The following is a 23049-nucleotide window of genomic DNA, read 5'->3' on the forward strand; positions in this document are numbered from 1 at the left end:
AGAGCGCCTCTCCTCAGAGGCACTCTATCATTTTACTGAGCTATGGTTCAATAGGACGGTTTTCCCTTTTATCCGCCCGATTTCCTTTTCTCCTCATCAGTCTTGTCAAAGAACTGTTTGAGGATTCGCTCCAATGCCGTTGTCATTGTCTGTCCCTTTTCATCGGCATACTCTTCAAGGCGCTCAAATATCACGCGGTCGATGTAGTAGTTGATGTGCCGACCATCTTTCTTCTTTCGGGGCAAGGTTATCCCTCCTGTCTTTGAGGAGATTCGCACAAATTACACATCATTCCTCATACAACTTATTCTCAATCTCATTTAGGCACTTAAAATACTTGTCCTTTCCTCCGAAAATCTGTTTCACAACTTTCAGCGGAGTAAGTCCGATATCTGTGAATTGAGGCTGAGAGAAGATGTTCTTAATATCCTTGAGATTTGTGAAATTGGTCTCCGCATAGGCATCCAAAAGAAGCCGAATAACCTCTCGCTTCTCGTCATCAAATTTCTCCAGATACTTTGCAATGGCAGCAGACTGGGTTCTCTGATGTTTACTCATGGGCGGTTCGATATCGTAGCCCATGTGAGCAATAATGTCGAAATCATCCACCGTATAACCATACTGGACTTTATATCCAGGACCCCAGTCGATGCCAAGCAACAATTCTGCCGCGAAGCGAGCTTTATCATTTGCCAGCAACCATGCTGCACGGAAGTCCTCAAATGTGGGATATTGAGTGATGATGTTATTGCGAATACAGGAGGAAATATTTTGTGTCACAAGATTTCCGTTCAGGTCGAGATACTGAACATCCTCTCCGACAATATTCACATCTACGCCATTCACGCGAGCAACACGATGTTTGATAGCAGGTGGTGCAGGCGGTGTTTCAGGGTCCGGCTTGATAGGAGGCTTGGGGAAATCATTGCCTTCAGGGACACTTGTAACAGTAACAGGCGTACCATCAAATGCAGGGTCATTAAACTTCAGATAGTTCTTTCGGAAGTCCAGAATGGTGAAATACATCTTGGACTTTTCCTCTCCATCACACTCGTACTGCTGCTTGATGCGAGTCCCCCGCCCAATGATTTGCTTAAACTCCGTCATAGAACCTATAATACGGTCCAAAGCAATAATCTCACAGGTCTCAGCATCGACACCTGTACTCATCAGACGGCTCGTAACGGCAATTACGGGATATTTTGAAGACGGGTCAATAAAGTTGTCCAACTGAGCCTTCCCAATCTCATTATCGCCCGTGATTTGCATGATATAGCGAGAATCCTCTGCAACGAGGTCGGCGTTCTCGTTTTCAAGCAAATGCACCATCTCTTGACAATGAGGGATGTCCTCGCAAAAAACGATGGTCTTGGCATATCTCATATCGTTGGCCTTCATAAAGTCACTGATACGCTTTGCTACCATCTCACGGCGTTCAACCACAACGATTTTGCGGTCAAAATCCTCCTGTGTATACAGACGGTCTTCCACAGGATTCCCGTCAACATCCTTCATTCCCTTGGGCGGATAATAGCCATACTTATCAATGTTCAATTCAACTCCGATAACCTTGTACGGAGCGAGGAAGCCATCTTCGATTCCCTGCTTTAGAGAGTATGTATAGATAGGATTGCCGAAATACGCAGCATTGCACTCATCTTCCGCTTTTTCACGCTTGGCAATAGCCTTCTCAACAGCCTTTCTTGCACGGGTAATTGCTTCATAATCGTTAACTGCGACAGCGGCGTTATACTCCGCACGAGCTTCTTCCTCCGCAAGGATGGCCTCTTGAATTCCGCCATCTTTCGGGGTCGCAGTCATGCCAATCTGTACCGCAGAGGAGAAATAAGCCAGAATATCATGCCAGTTGGAATCTCTCGACGCAGAACCGCGATGACACTCGTCAACGATTATAAGGTCGAAAAAGTCTCTGGGGAGCTGTTTATAATAATCGTGTCCTTCTTCACCGTTGCGTCCGCCCGTCTTGAGCTGCTGATACAGCCCAAGGAATACCTCTTTGGATGTATTGATATTCTTATTATCAATTTTCTCCATAGCTTCCGCGAACGGCTTGAAGTCCTTCCGCATTGTCTGGTCAATCAGAATATTGCGGTCAGCTAAATACAGGATTTTCTTGAAAGTGCGGGTTTTCCAAAAACGATAAACGATTTGAAAACTTGTATAGGTCTTGCCCGTCCCGGTTGCCATCACGATGAGGATACGAGTGGCTCCCTCCATAATGGCTTTCACGGCCCGGTTGATAGCAATACGCTGGTAGTAGCGGGGCTTCTTACCTGTGGAAGTAACGTAATACGGATATGTATAGACATCCGCCTCCACTTCGCTGATGTTGGCTTCCTTCTGGTATCTCTCCCACAGTTCATCAGCGGTCGGGAAATCCTTGATTTTCATGGTCCTGTTCAGCCCAGAAATCATATCTTTCTCGATGAGGTCATCGCCGTTGGTAGCATACGCGAAGGGGACATCCAAAATCCGTGCGTAATCAATGGCCTGCGAATATCCCTCATCAGCCGCATGGTCGATAGCCTTTGCCTCAACGATTGCCAGAGGAATATTATCACGGAACAGGAGCAGATAGTCCGCCTTCTTCGGCTTTCCACGGTGAGCCATGTTATATTCATCGACGGCAATGCGACCATCGGTGAAATAATATTCCATCAGGATTTTATCCACGTCCTGCCAGCGTTCAAGAATGACAGGAGTGATATAGCGGAGCTTTGTAGTCTCTTCATTTTTCTGCTGCTCAGGGTCGATAGTAACTGGCATAACAAATCACCCTCCGTTACAGATACTTAGAAAACGCTTTTTTGAAAGCTAAGGCATTTTCCATGAACCATTCAAACTGTTCCTTTTGTTTCTCAGAATCTTTGAGGTCTGCTGTTTTCTCCATCAAAATGCGGCACGCCTTTTTCTTGTCGAGCCGTCTCCAATCCAACTTCGTACCGATAGACGATTCGATTTCATCCTTGTGAGCAGCAAGGCTGTCATAGAGGGCTTTGCTATTTGTGATAGACAATTCCACAGCAATGACATTTGCCTTTGTGTTGACCAACAGAGAAATGTGCGCCTCGGAGGAACCAATATTCAGGGTGTACCAATGGTCGGAGGACGCTTTATGACGGTTGAAGGCCGATGCGAAGGTCGTGTTCTGGAACGCATAATCATTGAAGGCGGTCCAATAATCATATTTGAATTGGACGGCGGCGCCACCTTGGCTGCCGGAAGGCCGCTTGATGATTTTAGCCCAGTCGTTTGGCTGTTCCACTACGTTCAGCTTCGGCGCCGGGGCGGAGCCGTCAATGCTCCAAAGCTGGATTTCAATGAGGAAAAAGCCAACGCCGTCTACGGTATTGCTATTCAGCCACTCAATGGCGGCTCTATGCTCCTCTCTGGCGGCTTTTACTATCCAGATAATGTACTTGGCTTCCTTGCCTGCTGCATAGGTCAGGAGCTTCCCTAAGTGGTCGTGGTTGGTATCTTCCAACTGATTCTCAATGACAGCGTTGGCGCCAGTCTCAGTATCCTGCGCCAATACGTCAAGAGAGAAACTGCCGACGGCAGATTCCTGTTCCACCAGTTCCAGAGAAAGCCCGGTGGCCTCGTTGAGCAGTTCCATGTTTTCAGCCAGCCACGGGGTAAAATCAGATGCCTCGTTGGGCCACACCGAACGCAGATTCGTTATTTGGGTCATGGAACCCAGTTTTGCTTTAATAGCCATATCGTTTCTCCCAATCTTTTTGAAAACGTTTCAAAGCCCGAGACACTTGAATCATTTTTGCATATTTTTTGTTGAGGTTTTCATCCCCAGTATAGACAGGAGGTTCCTCTTCTTGCTTTAAGTAATCATCCAGTCTCTCTGGACGCCGTTCCAAATCTGCAAGGAAGCATTCTTCATCACGCTTGCTTTTGAAATACAAGACAACATCATCAAAGTTCCGCTTTGCATACACCTCTTCCGAATCCTCGGGGTCATAGAGGAATTGCTGCACATCATATTCGAGACTATCTTGCAGAAAATATCGGTATTGATATTTGGCAATAACGTGATTTTCAGGACTATGAACAAACGAAATATCCGGGGATGGTGTGCAATATCTGCCGCTATCCAAAGCGACCATCTCCATCTTTGCCAGTACCGTTGAGCGGTACAGCAGAGAAAGCGTATAGAACCCGGTCGATTCGTTGCATTGTGCATAGGAGTAAAATGGATTATGCGATGGGTCTTCTATCTTGCGCTCTCTTATGGTGTATTCAGGAGAAAATCTGTTGTAATAGACTTCATCACCAGTGTCATCATCCACATATGAATTCCATTCTTCCCGTGACCGCAATTTCTGCCGCATCTGTTCCAAAGGCGTAAGGTCAAGACCGAACCGATGCTTCCACAGCGATTCTACCTGATACGGGGTGGCGCATCTATCCATCGGGGTGTTGGTGTCACGGACTCGAGTATAAATGTAGTTTGCCCGGACAATCCGAGGGCTGCCCCCTTCCAGCCTATAAGAATAATCTTCGGTCAGATAGTATGGGACGTCAAATGAGCTTTTGATGATAAGCACATCAATTTCATGCTTCCCAGCCCGCATGGTCCTCAGTTCAACAGCGGGATAGACACCAAAGGCCCATTTCAGTTTTGGGGACTGAATCAGGTCGATTATCTGCTGCTGCGTCCGGCGGTTTACATCATTTTCGACACCGCAGATTTCACCTTTTGGTTCGTCTTTAACGCCGAAAATGATGTAACCATCCTTGCCGGAACGGTTATTTGCCATGCAGATGATGTCATGGATAAGCTCGGCTTTGTTGGTGTGGTACTGCTGTTTGAAGTCCCAATGGTCGTCTTCTCGACCACTGTCAATCAACTCGCCAATCGTTTCGTAGAAGTCCATAGTGCATCCTTACGCCACGCCATCTTCCTTCAGGGCATCACAGAGAGGCAGGAGCTCGTCCAGCTTTTCAACAATGCGCTTCTGCTCGGCGAGAGGTGGAAGTGGTATAACCGTCTTGCCAAATTCGGAGCCAGAGATTTCCTTAAAAGTGGTTCCTGACGCTCTTTTGACTATACCGGGAGTTGCCTGAATGATTGCGTAATACAAATACTCACTCAAACCATGGATATATGGAACAACGGACTTAAACCCTTGATTTGTGCAAATATCATTTTCCGAAATAGCAATATACCCGATAGGAGCGCGACTGGAATATAAAACAGTTCCCTTTGGCATGAGCCGCGAAGAGGAATTAGCCAAACCTTCCTCAGTAATAAATCGCTCTCCATTTTTTACATAACGGCTCATGACATTTTTCATGTCAGCAGGAGTAAGCCATGGAATATCTCCATCCCAATATGAAGGGACTTCTGTTTTTGGAGTGCCTCCGCCAACAATTTCGCCGATATATGAAAGCCTTACCCATTCCCAATTCTCGGGAATCTCAAACGGAATCTCATCCGCAGAAATCGGTGCCAGCGGCTTCTCTTTCTTGATTTTCTTCTCTTTGATAAGCTGTTCTTTCTCTGCTCCAATAGAAGCCAGCAAATCCGCCGCAGAGCCATCCTCTGGCAACTGCTGAGTCAGCTTGCCCTGCATGGCAGCCTGAAGCAGAGAAGCCTTCATGTCGCCGGGAAAAGCCTTTTTCAGCGCAACCAGCTCTTTCTCCACCGTCTCCAGCTCATCAATCTTTGCCATGAGTTCATCAACACGAGCAACGATGCGGTGCTGTTCGGCGAGGGGAGGTAATGGAATCAGAAATTGGTTGGCCCTTTCCATTGTAAGTGTTGCAACCGTTGTTCCATATGCCTCTGGTGCGTAGATTTGAGAATGTAACCACGGAGATTCTAACATCATCTTCAAAAATCTTGAGAAAATGCCAAATCTGTTTTCAAAACATAGTACACTTGCGTCCTTGTAGTAGAATTTATCCGTTTCTTTGACGATATATGATGCACCTAATGTACCAACGCCAGAAACCATTAAGTCTCCTGCCACGGGGACTTCTGATAATGAGGCATATTTGTTATATAACTCTTCATCAACAAAAAGTTCATTATCGACTGAATTATATTTTGATAATTTAACGATTTCTCTTGCCCGATAGAATGGAATCCCTGATGTCCTCCAGTCTGACTGGTGAACCCGTGATGCAGAACGAATATTAACTACACTTTGCAAGCGCGTCCATACCCAGCTTTCAGGAATATCGAACGGAATCTCATCCTCAGAAATCGGTGCCAACGGCTTCTCTTTTTTTATTTTCTTCTCTTTAATGAGATTCTCCTTCTCCGCCTTGATAGAAGCCAAGAAATCAGCAGCAGTCCCATCCTCCGGCAACTGCTGAGTCAGCTTGCCCTGAATCGCAGCCTGAAGAACGGACTGTCTAAGGTCATCACAAATGGTCATAGGCTCACACCTCCAGCAACGCTTTTATCTCTACCAGCTTTTGGTCCATGATGCGGTCCAATTCCTCCCGGCGGGCCACAAAGTTGGACATAGTTTCCTCAGGAGACAGAATCACCTTATCCTCCGTCGGATAACCACAGAGGTCAAGGTTGTAGTTATTGCCAGCGATTTCGTCAATCGTGTATTTCTTGGCCTTATAGGTGACAGACATCGCCTCGTCAGCCTTTTCGTCCTGAATTTCGGTACGATTACCCCACCATTCACGGACACAATCGAAATGCTCTCTCTTCATAGGTTTGGTTTTGCTGAAGTGCTTATAGCCTTCCGGCATATCCAGCCGATAGAACCAAACCTCCTGCGTGGATTCACCCTTGTTGAAGAACAGAAGGTTCGTGGCGATGGAGGTATAGGGAGCAAAGCAGGACTGAGGCAACCGAATGATGGTGTGCAGATTGCACTCCTTCATCAAATACTTCTTGATGGCAACCTTGGCGTTGTCGTTTCCAAACAGGAAACCGTCAGGCAGGACGATAACACCCCGCCCACCGTTTTTCAACCGCTTTACGGACAGAGCAACAAAAAGGTCAGCGGTTTCGGAAGAACGCAAATCTGACGGGAAACTTTGAATATCCTCGGGCAGAGCAACTCCACCGTAAGGGGGATTGAGAGCACAATATTCCACAAGGTCACTGCCATGGAAGTCGCCCAAATTCTTCTCAGCAAGAGAGTCGCCATAACGAATGTTCGGAAGTTCAATGCCATGGAGCAGAAGGTTTGTGACATTCAGCTTATACGCCAACGGTTTCAATTCGCCGCCGCGAACTGCATTTTGCAGCTTTTTCTGTGCTTCGGTATCACCTGGCTTAACCTGCTTCTGCATATGCTCCAGAGCCGAAATCAGGAAACCGCCTGTGCCAGCGGCCCAATCTGCCAGCACACCGTCAATCTGCGGGTCAACTTTCTCAATGGCAAAGGTTGTAATTGCCCGGTTCGTATAAAACTCGCCCATGGTTCCAGCGCTCTGGAGTCCACGCAGCAGCCCTTCGTACATATCGTTGAATTCATGGGCCTCACTGGAATCTTCGAAGTCAACCTCATTAAACAGATTAACAACGTCACGGAGCAGATAACCGTTTTTCATGTAGTTCGTGGCATCACCCATGACTTCCTTTACCAGCATACTTCTGGCGTCAGTCTTGTCGAAAGGAATGACCTGCTTGCCATCCTTTGTGATGGCATTGCCGCCAAGAACAGGAATCAGTTCATTGTTGACAAAATTCAGCAGGTCTGGTCCGGTCATCTGGGTCTTGACGGATTCTCCAAAAGCCCAGTCACGCCACCGATATCCCTCAGGAATAACGGGGATATAATCATCCTCCAGTTCAGCCTCCTCTTCCTTGTAGTCATAGACTTTCAGAAAGATAAGCCAGACAATCTGGGCGAGACGCTGAGCATCGCCATCCACTCCGCTATCTTTCCGCATGATGTCCTGCAACCGTTTAATCAGATTCGACAAGCTCATAGGTTATTTCTCCTTTTCAGGAGGTCCCTATCCTCTCTCAATGGTTACGAGAGAGGTATCATGCCGTGAACTCACGGCATGAAAAAAGGGGTCCCCTTTTTTCGAAAAATTTGGTTTTTAGATAAATTGATTATAGCATATTTTGATTGAAACATCAACATAATTCTTTCTGAATCAATGTATTTTGACTTAGAAAAGTAAGCTCGATGGATTGGAAGCGGATAAGCAGGACAAAATTGAGACTATTCTTGATTGTTTGATTGGGACTATTTGATGTTCAAAATAAAAAAGGACACCTGCCCGGGGTATTGCCGGATAGGTGTCCCTTTATTTTGTGTTCTTTTGTGTATTTAGGATACCGAATATCTGTGTCTTGCCAATACTCGAAAAAATCGCCCACGTTGAAAAGTGGAGAGGGGGGTAAAAATTAAGGACAAATTTTTTCAGCACCCACGCTCAAAAGCGGAGAACCCCTTTTACGGAATGCGTTTTATTGGGCCTTTCTGCGGCTCAGGCGAATGGCCTCCAGGCTGTATGTCACGTTCAGCAGCAGCCACAGCAGGCACACCGTGAACGCCGGCATCAGCAAGCCGAAGTCAAAGGCGTAGCTCAGCAGCACCAGGGCCAACCACAGGAGGGGGCAGGCCACGTTCACCGTGTGGTAGGCCTTGTAGGCCGCCTGGCCGATCTGCTTTTGCTCCGCCTCGTCGCAGCTGGCCAGCCACTTCTTGTTGAAGTGCACGTCGTAGACGCTGCCCTGCTTTTCCGGGTTCATCCGGCGGACCTGGTCCACCAGCTTCTGCTGGGATACCGTCAGCAGCGCGACGGACAGGATGAAAACCGCCACGCCGGCAAGGGCCGCCATATTATCAGCAACCACCGCCGCGGCAAAGAAAAACATGTCCAGCACCACCTGCACACTGGCGGCCATCATGCCCCAGCTCAGCTTCTCCTCCGCCTGCTCCATAGGCAACTCGTCCTCGCCGTCCCAGCTGTCGCAGCGCTTTTTCGCGGAGCGGTACAGCCAAACGATGGCAGCGAGGGACACCACGCTGGTCACCGCCATGGCCCAGGGCGCCGTGGCCGTCAGCCAGCCGGTAACGGCAGCGGTCAAGACTTCAGACAGGCTGTCATGGCCCAGCCACCCCGCCGCGAAGCCCGCCACACCGCCGAACACAGCGGCCCCCAGCAGGATCAGAAAAAATTTCGGCAGCGCCTTCCGGTTGTCTTTTTTCACTGTATTATTCTCCATTGCTTCCATCCTCCTCATAGGAAAAAATATCCTCCACGGACACCTGGCAGATCTTCGCCAGCTTCAGCGCCAGCGTCACCGACGGGGAATAATCCCCCCGCTCGATCTGGCTGATGGTCTGGCGGGACACCCCCGCCAGGGCGCCCATCTCCTGCTGGTTCACGCCGAGCCTGGCCCGGTACTCCTTCAGCCGGTTGTAAAGCGGCATTGCGCTTCCTCCTTTCATGACAACTTTTTCTGTCAAGTTGACAATTTTTCTTGTCATTTAGAGGATAACACTGACAACTATTCTTGTCAATAGCTGTTTGCAAATTTTTTTCGCATTGACACCTTTCCTTTTTTTCGCTATACTAAAGCGCAGAAATCGCAGCGGCGCGCAGAGGGGATGCTCTGTGCGCTGTTTGTCTAAGCACCGCTTTCAGCGGAGATGGAGGTTCTATGAAAAAGCCCTTAATCGGCGTCATCCCCCTGTGGGACGACGAAAAGAACAGCATTTGGATGCTGCCGGACTACCTGGACGGCCTCCGCTCCGCCGGTGCCCTGCCGGTGGTGCTGCCCCTGGAGGCGGACGAGGCGGACATCCGCCAGCTGTACACCCTTTGCGACGGGCTGCTGTTCACCGGCGGCCAGGACGTGGACCCGGCGTTGTACGGTGAGGCGTTCTCTCCCCGGTGCGGCGTCCCCTGTCCCCGCCGGGACGCCCTGGAGGCGGGGCTGTTCCGCCTGGCCATGGCGGAGGGAACGCCCATGCTGGGCATCTGCCGGGGACTGCAGCTGATGAATATCCTGCTGGGCGGCACATTGTACCAGGACCTGCCCACGGAGCATCCCAGCCCCATCCCCCACGTCATGAAGCCCCCCTATGACCGGCCCTGCCACACGGTCCGGCTGGCGGAGGGCGGCACCCTGCGCCGCCTAACAGGGCGGGAGGAGCTGAGGGTCAACAGCTACCACCACCAAGCCGTCCGCCGTCTGGCGCCCTCTCTGCGAGCGGAGGCCTGGTCCCCCGACGGCTTGGTGGAGGCCGCCGTCTGCCCGGACCACCCCTTTTTGCTGGCGGTCCAGTGGCACCCGGAGTTCAGCTTCCGCTCGGACCCCGCCGGCGCCGCCATCTTCCGGGCGCTGGTGGAACACTGCTGAAAAAAGAGACCCGCGGAGCTCCGCAGGTCTCTTTTTTTCACGGTTTCGGTACGTCCCGCCACTTTTCGGCAGGCACGTTTCTCTCCCGCAGCCGCCCCTTCACATAATCCCGGAACAGGGCGTACAGCACGGAGCACAGCGGGATGAACAGCAGCATGCCCATGACGCCCAGGAGCTTCCCGCCCAGGGTGACGGCGGCCAGCACCCAGATGGAGGGCAGGCCCACGGAGGACCCCACCACATGGGGATAGATGAGATTTCCCTCCACCTGCTGCAGCACCAAAAACAGCACGACAAAGATCAACGCCTTCCAGGGGTCCGCCACGGCGATGAGCAGCGCCCCCACGCCGCAGCCGATGAAAGCGCCCACGATGGGAATGAGGGCCGTCAAGGCGATGAGAACGCCCACCAGCAGGGCGTAGGGCAGGCGCAGCAGCGTCATGGACACCGCGAACATGGTGCCCAGGATGACCGCCTCCGTGCACTGGCCGGAGAGGAAGCTGGAAAAGGTCCGGTTCGCCAGCCGCAGCACCGCCAGTGCCCGGTCCGCCCGCCGCTCCGGCAAAAGGCCGTAGAGCACCTGCCGGCCCTGCCGGGCCAGCCGCTCCTTTTGCAGCAGGATATAGAACGAGAAAATGAGGCCGATGACGAAGGTACTCACGCCGCTGACCACGCCCACCATGAGGCCGCCGCCGGAGGTGAGCAGGCTGGTGCCCATGCTCTGGACCAGGGCCAGCGCCTTTTTGGAAAGCTCGCTCCACTGGATGTTCAGCTCCAGGTCCTCCATCCATGCCTCCAGCATGGGCAGATACTCCTCCAAGGCCGTCAGCTGCTCCTGGAGCCGCCGCAGCGCGGCGGGCACCTCCGCGGCAATGGCGGACACCGCCTCCCCCACACCAGGGCCGATGACGCAGAAGGCCAGCACCAGCACGCCGGTGACCGCCAGCAGCGTCATCACCAGGGCCAGGGGCCGCCGCAGTCCGGCGCCCCGCTTGGCCTTGGGGTACAGGTTCCGCTCAATGGCCCGCATGGGCACGTTCAGCACAAAGGCGATGGCGCCCCCCAGCAGGAAGGGCGACAGCATGCCCGCCAGCGCCGCCAGGGCAGACGCCACCACGCCCAGATGCTGAAGTGCGGCGTAAAACGCCGCGCCGCCGCAGACCACCAGCAGGGCGCCTTTCAGATTTTGTTTGTTCCACTCCATATGTCGGTTCCTTTCCGGGTCCGTTCCGGCGGCGGTGTCTCAGCCCTTGCGGTACTGCTCCGCCGCGTGGAGGTAACCCCGGGCGGAGGCCCGGTTGCTCTCGATCTCCGCCTCCGTCAAGGGACGGACCACCTTGGCGGGACTGCCCAGGAGCATGACGCCGTCCGGGGCGTCCATCTTGCCGGTGACCAGGGCGCCGGCGCCCACGATGCAGTTGCTGCCCACCTTGGCGCCGTTGAGGATAATGGCTCCCATGCCCACCAGGGTGTTGTCTCCCACGGTGCAGCCGTGGACGATGGCGTTGTGTCCGATGGTGCAGCCCTTGCCCACCACGGTCTCCTCGTGGAGGACGGCGCCGTCCTGGATGTTGGTCTCCTCCCCCACAGTGATGGCGCCCTCGTCGCCCCGGAGGACGGCGTTGTACCAGATGTTCACGTACTTGCCCAGGGTCACGTCCCCGCCCACGCGGGCGCCCTCGGCGATCATGACGGTCTCGTCAAAAGTTTTCTTCGGATAAGCCATGGCGGTAACCTCTTTCTCTCTTTCAAATATCCGGCGCGAAATTGCCGTTTACGAACACGGGGATCTCCCGCCCGTCGTGGGTGGTGCCCACGATGGACAGGTCCGGCGTGCCCACCATGAAGTCCACATGGGTGATGGAGTCGTTGAGGCCCCGGGCCTTCAGCTCCTCCTTGCTCATTTCCTGGCCGCCTTTCAAGCAGGGATACGCCTCGCCAAAGGCGATGTGGCAGGCGGCGTTCTCGTCAAAGAGGGTGTTGTAGAACAGGATCTTCTGGTTGGAGATGGGGCTGTCGTAGGGGACCAGCGCCACCTCACCGAAGTAGCTGGCGCCCTCGTCCAGAGAGATGGCGCCCTTCAAGGACTCCTCCCCCTTTTCCGCGTGGACCTCCACGATTTTGCCGTCCTTGACCACGAAGTGGAAGCCGTCAATGATGTTGCCGTCGTTCACCAGGGGCATGGAGGAATAGACCACGCCGTTGACGCCGGTTTTCAAGGGTGCCGTGAACAGCTCCTCCGTGGGGATGTTGGCGATATACTCCTGGCCGGAGAGGGTCACGTCGTTGCCGGCCTCCCAGATGTGGCCCTCCGGCAGCTGGACGGTCAAGTCCGTGCCCAGGGAGTTGGTGTAGTGGAGGGACTTGAAGTTCAGCGCGTTCATTTTCTCCATCCGCTCATGGAGGGTAGACAGGTGCCCGTGCCACCTATCCACACAGGTGCCGTCGCCGCTGATGCGGACCGCCTGGAAAATGGCGTCCCACAGCTTTTCCATAGCCGCGTCCTCTCCCACGCCTGGGAATACCCGCGTGGCCCAGCTGGGAATGGGAATGGAGGCGATGCACCAGGGGAAGCCGCCGCACATCTGCAGCCGGTCAAAATCCTTCAGCGCCTTGCCGCTGGCCTGCTGGGACCGGACGATGCGCTGGGGGTCCACCCCCTTCAGATTTTCCGGGTCCGTGGCGGAGATGGCCAGATATGCCGCCCCCTCCTTGGCGTAGTCATTGAAGAAATGGCTGCGCCAGTCGGGCACCGTGTCGAATACCTCCTCGCCGGCCCGGAGGTACTTCATCCGGGTCATGGCATCATCGTGCCAGTTCATGACCACTTCCTTGCAGCCGGCGTCGTAGGCCTCCTGGGCGCACATCCGGGCGAACCAGGCGCACTCCACCGGGCAGGAGATGATCATCCGCTGCCCCTTCTGCACATTCAGCCCCACCCTTACCAGCAGCTGGGCATACTCTTTCAATTTTTCATCCATCAAGTCCGTCATCCTTTCCGTGTGATGCTGATTGACTGTTATTTTAGAGGATTTCCCCTGTAAAGTAAAGAGAATCGCTGTTCTTTATAGTATACTTCCTTCGCCGCGCCAACAATCAACATTCCGTAAACTTTTCGCTTCGGGCTGGTCCGGAAGGAAGGATTGTAGTATAATGCGGACTTGTCCCTATCGCGCCATACTGGAAAGGAAGCATCATGAAATTCATCCGCCGTGTACTGCCGCCCCTGCTGCTGTGCTGTCTGGCAGTATGCGCACACCTGTACCTCCCCTCCTCTTCCGCGGACAGCTCCCCGGCCGTGGAAGATGCCCTTCCTGCCTACTCCGGCAGCCCCTGGGTGGAAGTCAACGGAAACCAGCCGGATTTTGACACCAGCCAGCTGGACGGGACCTCCTTTGAAGTCTACAGTCCTCTGGACGCCCTGGGCCGCTGCGGCGCCGCCTATGCCTGTGTGGGCAGAGACCTGATGCCCACGGAGGAACGGGGTCCCATCGGCCAGGTGAAGCCCAGCGGCTGGCAGCTGGCAAAATACGACTGCGTGGACGGAAAGTACCTCTACAACCGCTGCCACCTCATCGGCTATCAGCTGACAGGGGAAAACGCCAATGCGCAAAACCTCATCACCGGCACCCGGTATCTGAACGTGGAGGGCATGCTGCCCTTTGAAAACCAGGTGGCCGACTACGTCCGGGAAACCGGCAGCCACGTCCTCTACCGGGTGACGCCGGACTTTCAGGGCACGGAGCTGGTGGCCCGGGGCGTGTGGATGGAGGCCCTGTCCCTGGAGGACGGCGGCCGGGGCGTCTGTTTTTCCGTCTATGTCTACAACGTCCAGCCCGGTGTCATCATCGACTACGCCACCGGCGAAAGCCGCCCGGAGGGAGAAGCCTCCGCCGGTGAAGCGGAGGCGGAGCCCGCCGCTTTCACCTACATTCTCAACACCCGCTCCATGAAGTTCCACGACCCCGGCTGCGCCGGCGCCGCGGACATCAAGGCGGAAAACCGGCGGGAATACACCGGCAGCCGGGAGGCGCTGCTGGCCCAGGGATATTCCCCCTGCGGCCAGTGCCAACCGTAAAAGCCGAAGAGGCCGGACCCGATCGGGTCCGGCCTCTCTTTTCATCTTCCTCTGTCCGCGTCTTTTCCGTCCTTGCGCAGGCTGATGAGCGTGCCGTTGAGCTCCGCGCCCATAATGAGGGTCACGGCGCTCAGATACAGCCAGATCATCAGCACGATCACTGTTCCGATGGAGCCGTACAGCAGGGAGTAGTCGGCAAAATTGTCCACATACAGGGAGTACAACACCGAAAGCGCCATCCAGGCCGCCAGGGAAAACAGCGTCCCCGGCCACAGGTCCCGCCAGGGCCGCCGCTGGTCCTGGGCCAGGCCGTACAGAAAGGACAGCGCGAAATAGCCCGACAGTCCCGCCGCCGGATACCGCAGTCGGACCCACAGCTCCGCCAGGAAGGCCGGCAGGCGGAAATGGACCACCGCGTAGGCCAGCATCCGCTCGCCCACCGTCATGGCGGCCAGCGTCAAAACGATGGTCAAGATGAGCACCACCGTGTACACCAGGCTCTTCATTTGGTGCAGCGCCGGGTTCCGGGGCGGTCCCAGATGGTAGGCCGTCCGCACGGAGCGCATGAGGGCGTTGGCCGCCCGCATGGGAAAATAGATGGAAAACACCAGTCCGAACACCAGCAGCTTCACACTGGGGTTGGCCCGGACATACCGCAGGTACACGCCGGCGATCTCCACTACCTCCCGGGGCAGGATCTCCTCCAGCGCCCCCAGGATGGCCGCCACATCCAGCTGTAAAATACCCAGCAGGGCGCTGATAAAAATCAGAAAGGGAAAGATCATAAACAGCAGGTAAAAGGCCAGGGCGGCGCTCTGGATACCAACATTGTGGCGCAGATACCGCCGGACCATCAGATAAATGGTCCGCAGAAAGCGGTTTTTCGGCGGCGACAGGGCTTTCACAAGGCAGCCCTCCTTTCCCGGTAGTATATGAACAGAGCCGTTCCTTACTCCCACTTCGCCCATACGTCCGGGCAATACCCCACCGTCGCCTCTTTTCCGTTTCGAACGATGGGCGTTTGAAAAAGCTCCGGGTGCTCCAGGAGCTTTTCCTCCTGGGCGTCCGGGGTGATATAGGCCATGAACAGGTCCTCATAGGCCCGGCATTTTGTGTTCACCAGGGCCGAAAAGCCAACTTTTTGCTTGACGGACTGGTATTCCCGGGGGGATAATCCCTTTGAAGGGACATCAATATACTGGTACTTGATGCGGCGCTCCTTGAACCAGCGCTCAGCCTTCTTCGTGTCAAAGGACTTGGAGGAACCAAAGATCTGAATATTCATCACGCATGCTCCTTATCTTCATAAACTGGAGGGATTTCCATGACGGAAAGCGCAAAAAAGCTGAAGGAGCTGGTGGACAGCTCCGACAATATCGTGTTTTTCGGCGGTGCCGGCGTTTCCACGGAGTCCGGCATCCCGGACTTTCGCAGCACCGGCGGATTATACCATCAAGAGTGGAAATATCCGCCTGAAGTGATTTTAAGCCATACCTTTTACGAAAGCAACCCCGAAGAATTTTTCCGCTTCTACCGGGCCAAGCTCCTGGCTCCCGACGCCAAGCCCAACGCCGCCCACCACAAGCTGGCCCAGTGGGAGGCCGAGGGCAAGCTGAAGGCGGTCATCACCCAGAACATTGACGGCCTCCACCAGGCCGCCGGCAGCAAGCGTGTGCTGGAACTCCACGGCAGCGTCCACCGGAACTACTGCGAAGCCTGCGGCAAGTTTTACGGCCTGGACTTCATCCTCGGGTCCCAGGGCGTTCCCCGCTGCCAGTGCGGCGGTCGGATCAAGCCCGACGTGGTGCTGTACGAGGAGGGACTGGACCAGCAGACCATGGATGACGCCGTCCGCTTCATTCACCAGGCCGACATGCTCATCATCGGCGGCACTTCTCTGAACGTCTGGCCCGCCGCTGGCCTCATTAATGATTACCGGGGCCACAAGCTGGTCCTCATCAACAAATCCGCGGTCAGCCGGGACCTGGCGGCGGACCTGGTCATCACCGACCCGATCGGCGAAACGCTGGCACAGCTGTAAGGGTGTGTCTTTGTACAAAATCACAAATGTCCGTCCAAAAACGACGCCATCCCAACCGGGATGGCGTCATTTTTACCAAAAGTCTCTTTTAAAAATGCAGGTGCATCGTATCATTCATGCAAAAACAAGAAAATTTTTTAAAATTTTCAGTTATTTTTCCGTTGAAAATGAAAGTGCATCATGTTAATATTGCAAAAAGAGCGTGCCGCCGCCGTCACCGAAAGGAGTCCCTCCCCATGATTTGGAAAGAAAACCGCGAAAACGCCTACTGCGAGATCACCCCCGCCATTTTGTCCCTGAAGGAGCAGTGGGAGAAAAAGAATTTCATCGATCCCAGACTGTACAAGGAGTACAATGTCAAGCGGGGCCTGCGGAATGAAGACGGCCGCGGTGTTCTCACGGGTCTGACCCGCGTGGCGGAGATCCAGTCCTACAACGTGTATATGGATGCCGCTGACCGGGAGCACATTGCCCCTTCCGACGGTATTTTGTACTATCGCGGTATCGACTGCCGGGAAATCGTGAAGGGGTCCGCGAAGCGGGGCCGCTTTGCCTTTGAGGAGGCGGCGTATCTGCTGCTGTTCGGCGAGCTGCCCACAAAGGAGCAGCTGCAGGATTTCTGCGTGCAGCTGGCCTCGTACCGCACCCTGCCCACCAACTTCTTCCGGGACGTCATTTTGAAAAACCCGCCTCAGGACTTGATGAACACCATGCAGCGTGCTATTTTAACGCTGTTTTGCTATGACGACAAGCCCAACGACATCGGCCTTGAAAACGTGCTGCGCCAGTGCCTGCAGCTGATGAGCAACATGCCGGTGCTGGCCATTTACGCCTACCAGGCCTGGCGGTACAGCCAGGGCGAGAGCCTGTTCATCCACGTGCCCCTGCCGGAGCTGTCCACGGCGGAAAACTTCTTGCGGATGCTGCGGGAGGACCGCAGCTACACGGAGTTGGAGGCCCGAACCCTGGACGTGGCTCTGGTGCTCCACGCGGACCACGGCGGCGGCAACAACTCCACCTTCACCAACCACGTGGTCACCTCCTCCGGGACGGACACCTATTCCGCCATCGCCGCCGCCATGGCCTCCTTGAAGGGCCCCCGCCACGGCGGTGCCAACAGCAAGGTCATGGCCATGATGTCTGACATCAAGACCCATGTGCGGGACTGGGCCGACGAGGACTGCGTGACGGACTATCTGACCCGCATTTTGAACAAGGAGGCCTTCGACGGCAGCGGCCTCATCTATGGCCTGGGCCATGCCGTCTACACGAAAACAGACCCCCGGTGCGAGGTGTTCCGGGACTATGTGACCCGCCTGGCCCACGAAAAGCACCGGGAGCGGGAGCTGGCCCTGTACAACAGTGTGGAGACCATCGGCAAGCAGCTTTTGATGGAACGGCAGCACAAGAGCGTCCTCTCCACCAACATTGACTTTTACAGCGGCTTTGTCTACGAGATGCTGGGCCTGCCCATGGAGCTGTACACCCCCCTGTTCGCCGTGGCCCGTATCTCCGGCTGGAGCGCCCACCGGATGGAGGAGCTGTCCGCCGGCGGCAAGCTGATCCGCCCCCGTTACGAGTGCGTGGAAGAGCACCGCTCCTACGTTCCCATGGAGCGCCGATAAGGCCCCTTTGTTTTCTCCCGCCGGAGACCGGCGGGAGAAAAATATTTTTGGAAAAGCAAAAATTATGGTTGACATTGTCGCCGGTTCTGGCTATAATAATCAAGCAGTCTTTTCCAGGGAGTATTCATTTGCGGCTGTGCTGGAACTGGTAGACAGGCCAGCTTGAGGTGCTGGTGTCCGAATCGACGTGTGGGTTCAAATCCCGTCAGCCGCACCAGTTCGGAAATCCCTAAAAGATGACCGCTCTATGCGCGAGTGGTGGAATTGGCAGACTCGCTAGATTCAGGTTCTAGTGTCCTTTACGGACGTGCGGGTTCAAGTCCCGCCTCGCGCACCAAATCCCACCGGAAGCAATTCCGGTGGGTCCCCTTGTGGGGTCTTAACTGCATATATACGCGCGAGTGGTGGAATTGGTAGACTCGCTAGATTCAGGTTCTAGTGTGCATTACGCACGTGAGGGTTCGAGTCCCTCCTCGCGCACCACGTCGGAGCAAGCTGTATATCGCTTGCTCCGACTTTTTAAGTCAGAGCGCGCTCATTCCACTGCTCCTCCTTTCCAACCGCGATTCGCTTCGCTGGATTCGCGGTTGGGTTTTTGGTGCAGGCTTAAAAGCCTGCGCCTCGAAAGTATTCACGCTTTCCACCTCGGAGCAAGCTGCATATCGCTTGCTCCGACTTTTTTAAGTCAGAGCGCGCTCATTCTCCCTGCTCCCCGCTTTCGGATGCAGCCCCCTGGGGTTCTGTTTGGTTTGTGAACCATCATTGGTTGAAGTAGTTATGTATCGCAGCAACGCAAAGGGACCTGCCGAATGGCAGGTCCCTTTGCGTTTGGGAGATGTATATGGGTAGTACTGGGGGAGAGTCCAGTATGGCTTACACCAAGGTATCCAGAACAGCCTTGAAGTCGGCGATGATGTCCTCGGGATCCTCCAGGCCCACGCTGATGCGGACCAGGCCCTCGGAGATACCGGCGGTCTTCAGCTCCTCGGAGGTATAGGTGGAGTGGGTCATGGTGGCGGGATGCTCCACCAGGGTCTCGGCGTCGCCCAGGGAGACGGCGATGGTGCACAGCTCCAGCTTGTTCAGAGCGGCGGCGGTGGCGGCGCGGTCGGCCTTCAGCTCAATGGAGATCATGCCGCCGGGCAGGCGCATCTGCTTCTCGGCGATCTCATGGCCCTCAAAGCTCTCCAGGCCGGGATAGTAGACCTTCTCAACAGCGGGATGGCTGGCCAGGAATTCCGCCACCTTCTTGGCGTTGGCGCAGTGACGCTCCATGCGGATATCCAGGGTCTTCATGCCGCGGGCCATCAAGAAAGCGTTGAAGGGGCTCATAACGGCGCCGGTCATATCCTTCAAGCCGAACATACGGCACTGGGTCACAAACTCGGCATCGCTGACGATGACGCCCGCGATGACATCGCCGTGGCCGTTGAGGTACTTGGTAGCGCTGTGGACCACCACGTTGGCGCCCAGGCTCAAGGGACGCTGCACGTAGGGGGTGCAGAAGGTGTTGTCCACGATGACCCGGATGGCGGGGTTATACTCGTGGGCGGTCTTGGCGATCAGTTCAATGTCCAGCAGCTTCAAAGTGGGGTTGCAGGGAGTCTCGAAATAAACGACCTTGGTCTTGTCGCTCAAGGCGTTCTTCAGATTCTCGATCTTGGTCAGGTCGGTGAGGGTGACCTTCACGCCGAACTTGGCCATGCCGTGGTTCAGCAGAGCATAGGTGCAGCCGTACAGGGTCTCGTCAGCGATGATCTCATCACCGGCCACCACGGCGCTCCACAGGGCGGAAGAAATGGCGCCCATGCCGGAAGCGGTGCACAGCGCGGCCTCGCCGCCTTCCAAAGAGGCCATCTTCGCCTCCACGGTCGCCACGGTGGGGTTGCCCAGGCGGGAATAGATGTAGCCATCCTCCTGGCCGGCGAAGCGGGCACCGCCCTGCTCCACAGAATCAAACTCAAAGGTAGAGGTCTGATAAATGGGATCACACAGGGAACCGGCAGCGTTCTTCACCTTGCCCACGTGGATCTGGCGAGTGGCAAAGCCCATCTTCTTCTCAGTGTTCATAATAAGTTCCGTCCTTTCTTTCCGGTCCGCCCCAGTGTCTTTCACCGGCGGATTGTTATTTCTGCGTTCAAAATTTCGCTATCTGCTGTATTTTCCGTTTTTAACAGGTCGGGAGAGAGAATTTAGAGAGAAAAGGGATGTTATCTGCGGAAACGTGGTGATGTTGACTATAAACATCAAATTTTATTTTTGAGTTTTTATCAACTTCTGACTATATACTATCACGCTTTTCCGCAAGGTGTTAGTATGGGATTTCCGCAATCTGTTACCGCTTTTTTTAATAACATGTTTGACTTCCCGCAGGAAGTGCCCTATAATGGGCAATGGCTATCCATGTATTTTAGGAGGTGTATCATGACCTTTCAGCAACTGACCTATGTTGTAGAGATCTCAAAATGCGGCTCCATCAATAAAGCGGCTCACAAGCTCTTTCTCTCCCAGTCCGGCATTTCCACCGCCGTCCGGGAATTGGAGGAAGAACTGGGCATCCAGTTTTTCGTCCGCAGCAACCGGGGTGTGGAGTTCACGCCGGAGGGGAAGGAATTTCTCAGCTATGCCGTCTCCCTGCTGGAGCAGAAAAAGCGGATCGAAAGTCTCTACGGAGAAGCCCGGAACACAAGCGCCCCCGTCCGTTTTTCTGTTTCCACCCAGCGCTACCCCTTCACAGAGGACGCCTTTTTGCGGATGCTTGAAACAACAGATGTGAACCGCTTCTGTTTTTCCAGCAAGGAGACCGGCATGGACGCCGTTATTGACGACGTATACGACCACCGGGCGGATGTGGGCGTCATTTTCTTAACGGAGCTGACAGAAAAAATCATCCGCCGCCTGCTGGATTCCCGGGAGCTGGAGTTTCACGAGATCGCCGCCGTGGCTCCCTGCGTGTTTGTCCGGGCGGATCACCCCTTGACCAAGCTGGACCACGTGTCGGATTCGGACCTGGCCGGCTACCCGTATGTCTCCTTTGAACACGACCAGGGCGTGGCCACGGATTTTTCCGAGGAATACCAGATCCTGTCTTTGAAAAAGCCTGCCAAATGCATCAATGTCAACAACCGCTCCACCATGATCAGTGTTCTGGCCCGGACAGACGCCTTTACCACCGGCAGCGGACTGTTGACGGAGGGGCTCAGCAATCCGCGCGTCGTTTCCATTCCTTTAGCAGGAAAGACTCGCGTCCGCATCGGCTGGATCGTTCCCAAAAACAGCAAGCTCTCCCCGCAGGCGGAGCAGTTCGTGGGCCTTTTGGAGCAGTCCGTGGCGGACTCCATCCGATTCACGGAATCCATGCACCAATCTCTGGGAAAGAGTTTTGAAAATACGAATCCATAACGAACACATCAAAAGAGAGCGCCGGAACCGGCGCTCTCTTTTGTACGCTGTAAGCTTTTTGAATGCTATGTTCCCAATCAGCCCTGGGGCTCAGCGGCCTCCGCTTCCAGAGCGGCCTTCTTGGCGGCCACGCCGGACTCGGCCACATCATACTCCCAGTTCCAGGGGTCCTTGCGGCAGATACCGTCGGCGAAGGGAACGAAGATGGACAGGATGCCCACGATGGCCAGGATCCAGCAGTACCATAGTCTGGGAATGATGTCCGTGGGACTCATGGCAATGCCGTAGGCGGAGGTCAGAGCCGCGGCGGTCAAGATCTGCGCGCCGTAGGGGATGATGCCCTGGAACACGCAGGAGAACACGTCCAGCAAGGAAGCGGTGCGGCGGGGATCCACCTTGTACTCATGGCTGATGTCCTTGGCCACGCTGCCGCTGAGGACGATGGCCACGGTGTTGTTGGCGGTGGCGCAGTCAGCCAGGGATACCAGCGCGGCAATGCCGAGCTGGGCGGACTTGTTGCTCTTCATCATGCTGCGGAGCTTTTCGATCAGCCAGACAATGCCGCCGTTGTGGGTGACCATCTGGGACATACCGCCGCAGAACAGGGTCAGGAAGAACACTTCGTTCATGCCGGTGAAGCCGCCCCAGATGCTCTGGGCGAAGCCGAAGATATCCAAAGAGCCGGTGGCCAGGCCCACGATGCCGGCGGCGAAAATGCCGATGGTCAAGACCAGGAACACGTTCATGCCGATCAGAGCCAGGACCAAGACCAGCAGGTAAGGCAGGACCTTGATGATGCTGTACTCCAGAACGCCCATGTCCGGCATGGTTTCCGGCCGGCCCATGACCAACAGGATCACGATGGTGATGAGGGCGGCAGGCAGGGCGATGAAGAAGTTGACGCGGAACTTATCACGCATCTCGCAGCCCTGGCTGCGGGTGGCGGCGATGGTGGTATCAGAGATCATGGACAGGTTGTCGCCGAACATGGCGCCGCCCACACAGGCGCCCACCACCAGGGGAACGCTCAAGCCGCCCTTGTCGGCCACGCCGACGGCGATGGGAACGATGGCGCCGATGGTGCCCATGGACGTACCGGTGGCGGTGCCCATGAAGGCGGAGATGATGAACACGCCGGCGGTCAAGAACTGGACGGGGATCAGGCTCAAGCCCAGGTTGACGGTGGCGTCACGTCCGCCCATGGAGGCGGCCACACTGGAGAACGCGCCGGCCAGCAGATAAATGATCAGCATGGTCAAGACGTCTTCGTTGGCTGCGCCCTTGGCAAAGATACGGAAACGCTCGTTGATGTTGCCCTTGGTCATGGCGAAAGCCACCAGCAGGGCAATGAACATAGCGGTGACAGACGGGAACTGGTAAAACGCCATTTCGACGCCCTGGCTCTGCAGGATGAGGCCTGCGCCCAGGTAAATCACAACGAACACCAGGAACGGGACGAGTGCCAGGCCACTGCCTTTTTTGTTCAAGGTACGATCCATAAATTTTCCTCCTCTTTCTTATCCGCTCCGCTGATACGCCTCTCTCTTAGTCTAATTGCACAGATTTGCCG

The 23049-nt window shown here is 55.0% G+C and carries 20 protein-coding genes and 3 tRNA genes; 8 read left to right on the forward strand and 15 right to left on the reverse strand.

Annotation, left to right across the window (positions count from 1 at the left end; genetic code table 11):
* Positions 1–68: 68 nt before the first annotated feature.
* The 8 genes from ACTQ4R_RS09880 to ACTQ4R_RS09915 all read right to left on the reverse strand — a co-directional run bounded on the left by ACTQ4R_RS09880 (position 69) and on the right by ACTQ4R_RS09915 (position 9401).
* Positions 69–245, reverse strand: coding sequence for a RepB family protein (locus ACTQ4R_RS09880; protein ID WP_441628221.1), 177 nt, complete (start codon positions 243–245; stop codon positions 69–71).
* A gap of 43 nt (positions 246–288) precedes the next feature.
* Entirely contained in the window at positions 289–2787 is a 2499-nt protein-coding gene (locus tag ACTQ4R_RS09885) for a type I restriction endonuclease subunit R (RefSeq protein ID WP_441628222.1), read from the reverse strand.
* 16 nt (positions 2788–2803) lie between these two features.
* Entirely contained in the window at positions 2804–3739 is a 936-nt protein-coding gene (locus ACTQ4R_RS09890; RefSeq protein ID WP_441628224.1) for a DUF4268 domain-containing protein, read from the reverse strand.
* Positions 3729–4910, reverse strand: coding sequence for an ATP-binding protein (locus tag ACTQ4R_RS09895; protein ID WP_441628226.1), 1182 nt, complete (start codon positions 4908–4910; stop codon positions 3729–3731). The genes ACTQ4R_RS09890 and ACTQ4R_RS09895 overlap by 11 nt, the downstream gene beginning before the upstream one ends.
* A 9-nt stretch (positions 4911–4919) precedes the next feature.
* Positions 4920–6419 carry a restriction endonuclease subunit S gene (locus tag ACTQ4R_RS09900; protein ID WP_441628228.1) on the reverse strand — a complete coding sequence of 500 codons (1500 nt, stop codon included), beginning with the start codon at positions 6417–6419 and terminating at the stop codon, positions 4920–4922.
* A gap of 4 nt (positions 6420–6423) precedes the next feature.
* Positions 6424–7941 carry an N-6 DNA methylase gene (locus tag ACTQ4R_RS09905; RefSeq protein WP_441628230.1) on the reverse strand — a complete coding sequence of 506 codons (1518 nt, stop codon included), beginning with the start codon at positions 7939–7941 and terminating at the stop codon, positions 6424–6426.
* Positions 7942–8431: 490 nt separating this feature from the next.
* The gene (locus ACTQ4R_RS09910) at positions 8432–9193 is read right to left on the reverse strand and encodes a DUF3169 family protein (RefSeq protein ID WP_441628232.1); all 762 of its coding nucleotides are present in this window, start codon (positions 9191–9193) and stop codon (positions 8432–8434) included.
* A complete protein-coding gene (locus ACTQ4R_RS09915) occupies positions 9183–9401 on the reverse strand; it encodes a helix-turn-helix transcriptional regulator (RefSeq protein ID WP_441628234.1) in 219 nt (72 codons plus the stop codon). The genes ACTQ4R_RS09910 and ACTQ4R_RS09915 overlap by 11 nt, the downstream gene beginning before the upstream one ends.
* A gap of 230 nt (positions 9402–9631) precedes the next feature.
* Between ACTQ4R_RS09915 and ACTQ4R_RS09920 the strand changes: the two genes are divergently transcribed.
* Complete coding sequence (locus ACTQ4R_RS09920; protein WP_441628236.1) at positions 9632–10333, forward strand: gamma-glutamyl-gamma-aminobutyrate hydrolase family protein; 702 nt, start codon at positions 9632–9634, stop codon at positions 10331–10333.
* Positions 10334–10370: 37 nt separating this feature from the next.
* Here the strand turns inward: ACTQ4R_RS09920 and ACTQ4R_RS09925 are convergent, their stop codons facing one another.
* The 3 genes from ACTQ4R_RS09925 to ACTQ4R_RS09935 are packed head-to-tail and all read right to left on the reverse strand — an operon-like array spanning position 10371 to position 13314.
* Positions 10371–11537, reverse strand: coding sequence for an AI-2E family transporter (locus ACTQ4R_RS09925; protein ID WP_441628238.1), 1167 nt, complete (start codon positions 11535–11537; stop codon positions 10371–10373).
* A gap of 39 nt (positions 11538–11576) precedes the next feature.
* Positions 11577–12059 (reverse strand): gamma carbonic anhydrase family protein, encoded by a 483-nt coding sequence (locus ACTQ4R_RS09930; RefSeq protein WP_441628240.1) that lies wholly within the window; start codon positions 12057–12059, stop codon positions 11577–11579.
* Between the two features lie 22 nt (positions 12060–12081).
* On the reverse strand, positions 12082–13314 hold the full coding sequence (locus ACTQ4R_RS09935) for an aminopeptidase (RefSeq protein WP_441628241.1): 1233 nt from the start codon (positions 13312–13314) through the stop codon (positions 12082–12084).
* A 215-nt stretch (positions 13315–13529) separates the two neighbouring features.
* On the opposite strand from ACTQ4R_RS09935, the gene ACTQ4R_RS09940 reads away from it, so the two are divergent.
* Complete coding sequence (locus ACTQ4R_RS09940) at positions 13530–14411, forward strand: DNA/RNA non-specific endonuclease (protein WP_441628243.1); 882 nt, start codon at positions 13530–13532, stop codon at positions 14409–14411.
* Between the two features lie 41 nt (positions 14412–14452).
* On the opposite strand, the gene ACTQ4R_RS09945 is transcribed toward ACTQ4R_RS09940, so the two are convergent.
* On the reverse strand, positions 14453–15316 hold the full coding sequence (locus ACTQ4R_RS09945; protein ID WP_441628245.1) for a YihY/virulence factor BrkB family protein: 864 nt from the start codon (positions 15314–15316) through the stop codon (positions 14453–14455).
* A gap of 44 nt (positions 15317–15360) precedes the next feature.
* Positions 15361–15696 carry an arsenate reductase family protein gene (locus ACTQ4R_RS09950; protein ID WP_441628247.1) on the reverse strand — a complete coding sequence of 112 codons (336 nt, stop codon included), beginning with the start codon at positions 15694–15696 and terminating at the stop codon, positions 15361–15363.
* 39 nt (positions 15697–15735) lie between these two features.
* Between ACTQ4R_RS09950 and ACTQ4R_RS09955 the strand changes: the two genes are divergently transcribed.
* From ACTQ4R_RS09955 to ACTQ4R_RS09975, 5 genes are all read left to right on the forward strand, one after another.
* Positions 15736–16452, forward strand: a complete 717-nt coding sequence (locus tag ACTQ4R_RS09955) for an NAD-dependent protein deacylase (RefSeq protein ID WP_441628249.1) — start codon at positions 15736–15738, stop codon at positions 16450–16452.
* A 236-nt stretch (positions 16453–16688) separates the two neighbouring features.
* Positions 16689–18077 carry a citrate synthase gene (locus ACTQ4R_RS09960; RefSeq protein ID WP_441628251.1) on the forward strand — a complete coding sequence of 463 codons (1389 nt, stop codon included), beginning with the start codon at positions 16689–16691 and terminating at the stop codon, positions 18075–18077.
* A gap of 130 nt (positions 18078–18207) precedes the next feature.
* A tRNA-Leu gene (locus ACTQ4R_RS09965) sits at positions 18208–18294 on the forward strand.
* Between the two features lie 32 nt (positions 18295–18326).
* A tRNA-Leu gene (locus tag ACTQ4R_RS09970) sits at positions 18327–18414 on the forward strand.
* 58 nt (positions 18415–18472) lie between these two features.
* Positions 18473–18560: transfer RNA gene (locus ACTQ4R_RS09975), tRNA-Leu, on the forward strand.
* 390 nt (positions 18561–18950) lie between these two features.
* Here the strand turns inward: ACTQ4R_RS09975 and megL are convergent.
* The gene (gene megL, locus ACTQ4R_RS09980) at positions 18951–20147 is read right to left on the reverse strand and encodes a methionine gamma-lyase (protein WP_441628253.1); all 1197 of its coding nucleotides are present in this window, start codon (positions 20145–20147) and stop codon (positions 18951–18953) included.
* 354 nt (positions 20148–20501) lie between these two features.
* On the opposite strand from megL, the gene ACTQ4R_RS09985 reads away from it, so the two are divergent.
* Entirely contained in the window at positions 20502–21479 is a 978-nt protein-coding gene (locus ACTQ4R_RS09985) for a LysR family transcriptional regulator (RefSeq protein WP_441628255.1), read from the forward strand.
* A 77-nt stretch (positions 21480–21556) separates the two neighbouring features.
* Here the strand turns inward: ACTQ4R_RS09985 and ACTQ4R_RS09990 are convergent, their stop codons facing one another.
* A complete protein-coding gene (locus ACTQ4R_RS09990) occupies positions 21557–22978 on the reverse strand; it encodes a Na+/H+ antiporter NhaC family protein (RefSeq protein WP_441628257.1) in 1422 nt (473 codons plus the stop codon).
* Between the last annotated feature and the right edge of the window lie 71 nt (positions 22979–23049).

Source organism: Dysosmobacter sp. Sow4_B12 (genome assembly GCF_052116665.1).
Classification (GTDB): Bacteria; Bacillota; Clostridia; order Oscillospirales; family Oscillospiraceae; genus Oscillibacter.

What these genes read in the sequence shown, in the direction of transcription:
- ACTQ4R_RS09950 (WP_441628247.1), bottom strand. Translation starts at nt 15,696, where the DNA reads ATGAATATTCAGATCTTTGGTTCCTCCAAGTCCTTTGACACGAAGAAG.
- ACTQ4R_RS09885 (WP_441628222.1), bottom strand. Translation starts at nt 2,787, where the DNA reads ATGCCAGTTACTATCGACCCTGAGCAGCAGAAAAATGAAGAGACTACA.
- ACTQ4R_RS09920 (WP_441628236.1), top strand. Translation starts at nt 9,632, where the DNA reads ATGAAAAAGCCCTTAATCGGCGTCATCCCCCTGTGGGACGACGAAAAG.
- ACTQ4R_RS09930 (WP_441628240.1), bottom strand. Translation starts at nt 12,059, where the DNA reads ATGGCTTATCCGAAGAAAACTTTTGACGAGACCGTCATGATCGCCGAG.
- ACTQ4R_RS09955 (WP_441628249.1), top strand. Translation starts at nt 15,736, where the DNA reads ATGACGGAAAGCGCAAAAAAGCTGAAGGAGCTGGTGGACAGCTCCGAC.
- ACTQ4R_RS09985 (WP_441628255.1), top strand. Translation starts at nt 20,502, where the DNA reads ATGACCTTTCAGCAACTGACCTATGTTGTAGAGATCTCAAAATGCGGC.
- ACTQ4R_RS09935 (WP_441628241.1), bottom strand. Translation starts at nt 13,314, where the DNA reads ATGGATGAAAAATTGAAAGAGTATGCCCAGCTGCTGGTAAGGGTGGGG.
- ACTQ4R_RS09990 (WP_441628257.1), bottom strand. Translation starts at nt 22,978, where the DNA reads ATGGATCGTACCTTGAACAAAAAAGGCAGTGGCCTGGCACTCGTCCCG.
- megL (WP_441628253.1), bottom strand. Translation starts at nt 20,147, where the DNA reads ATGAACACTGAGAAGAAGATGGGCTTTGCCACTCGCCAGATCCACGTG.
- ACTQ4R_RS09905 (WP_441628230.1), bottom strand. Translation starts at nt 7,941, where the DNA reads ATGAGCTTGTCGAATCTGATTAAACGGTTGCAGGACATCATGCGGAAA.
- ACTQ4R_RS09940 (WP_441628243.1), top strand. Translation starts at nt 13,530, where the DNA reads ATGAAATTCATCCGCCGTGTACTGCCGCCCCTGCTGCTGTGCTGTCTG.
- ACTQ4R_RS09900 (WP_441628228.1), bottom strand. Translation starts at nt 6,419, where the DNA reads ATGACCATTTGTGATGACCTTAGACAGTCCGTTCTTCAGGCTGCGATT.
- ACTQ4R_RS09915 (WP_441628234.1), bottom strand. Translation starts at nt 9,401, where the DNA reads ATGCCGCTTTACAACCGGCTGAAGGAGTACCGGGCCAGGCTCGGCGTG.
- ACTQ4R_RS09890 (WP_441628224.1), bottom strand. Translation starts at nt 3,739, where the DNA reads ATGGCTATTAAAGCAAAACTGGGTTCCATGACCCAAATAACGAATCTG.
- ACTQ4R_RS09960 (WP_441628251.1), top strand. Translation starts at nt 16,689, where the DNA reads ATGATTTGGAAAGAAAACCGCGAAAACGCCTACTGCGAGATCACCCCC.
- ACTQ4R_RS09925 (WP_441628238.1), bottom strand. Translation starts at nt 11,537, where the DNA reads ATGGAGTGGAACAAACAAAATCTGAAAGGCGCCCTGCTGGTGGTCTGC.
- ACTQ4R_RS09895 (WP_441628226.1), bottom strand. Translation starts at nt 4,910, where the DNA reads ATGGACTTCTACGAAACGATTGGCGAGTTGATTGACAGTGGTCGAGAA.
- ACTQ4R_RS09910 (WP_441628232.1), bottom strand. Translation starts at nt 9,193, where the DNA reads ATGGAGAATAATACAGTGAAAAAAGACAACCGGAAGGCGCTGCCGAAA.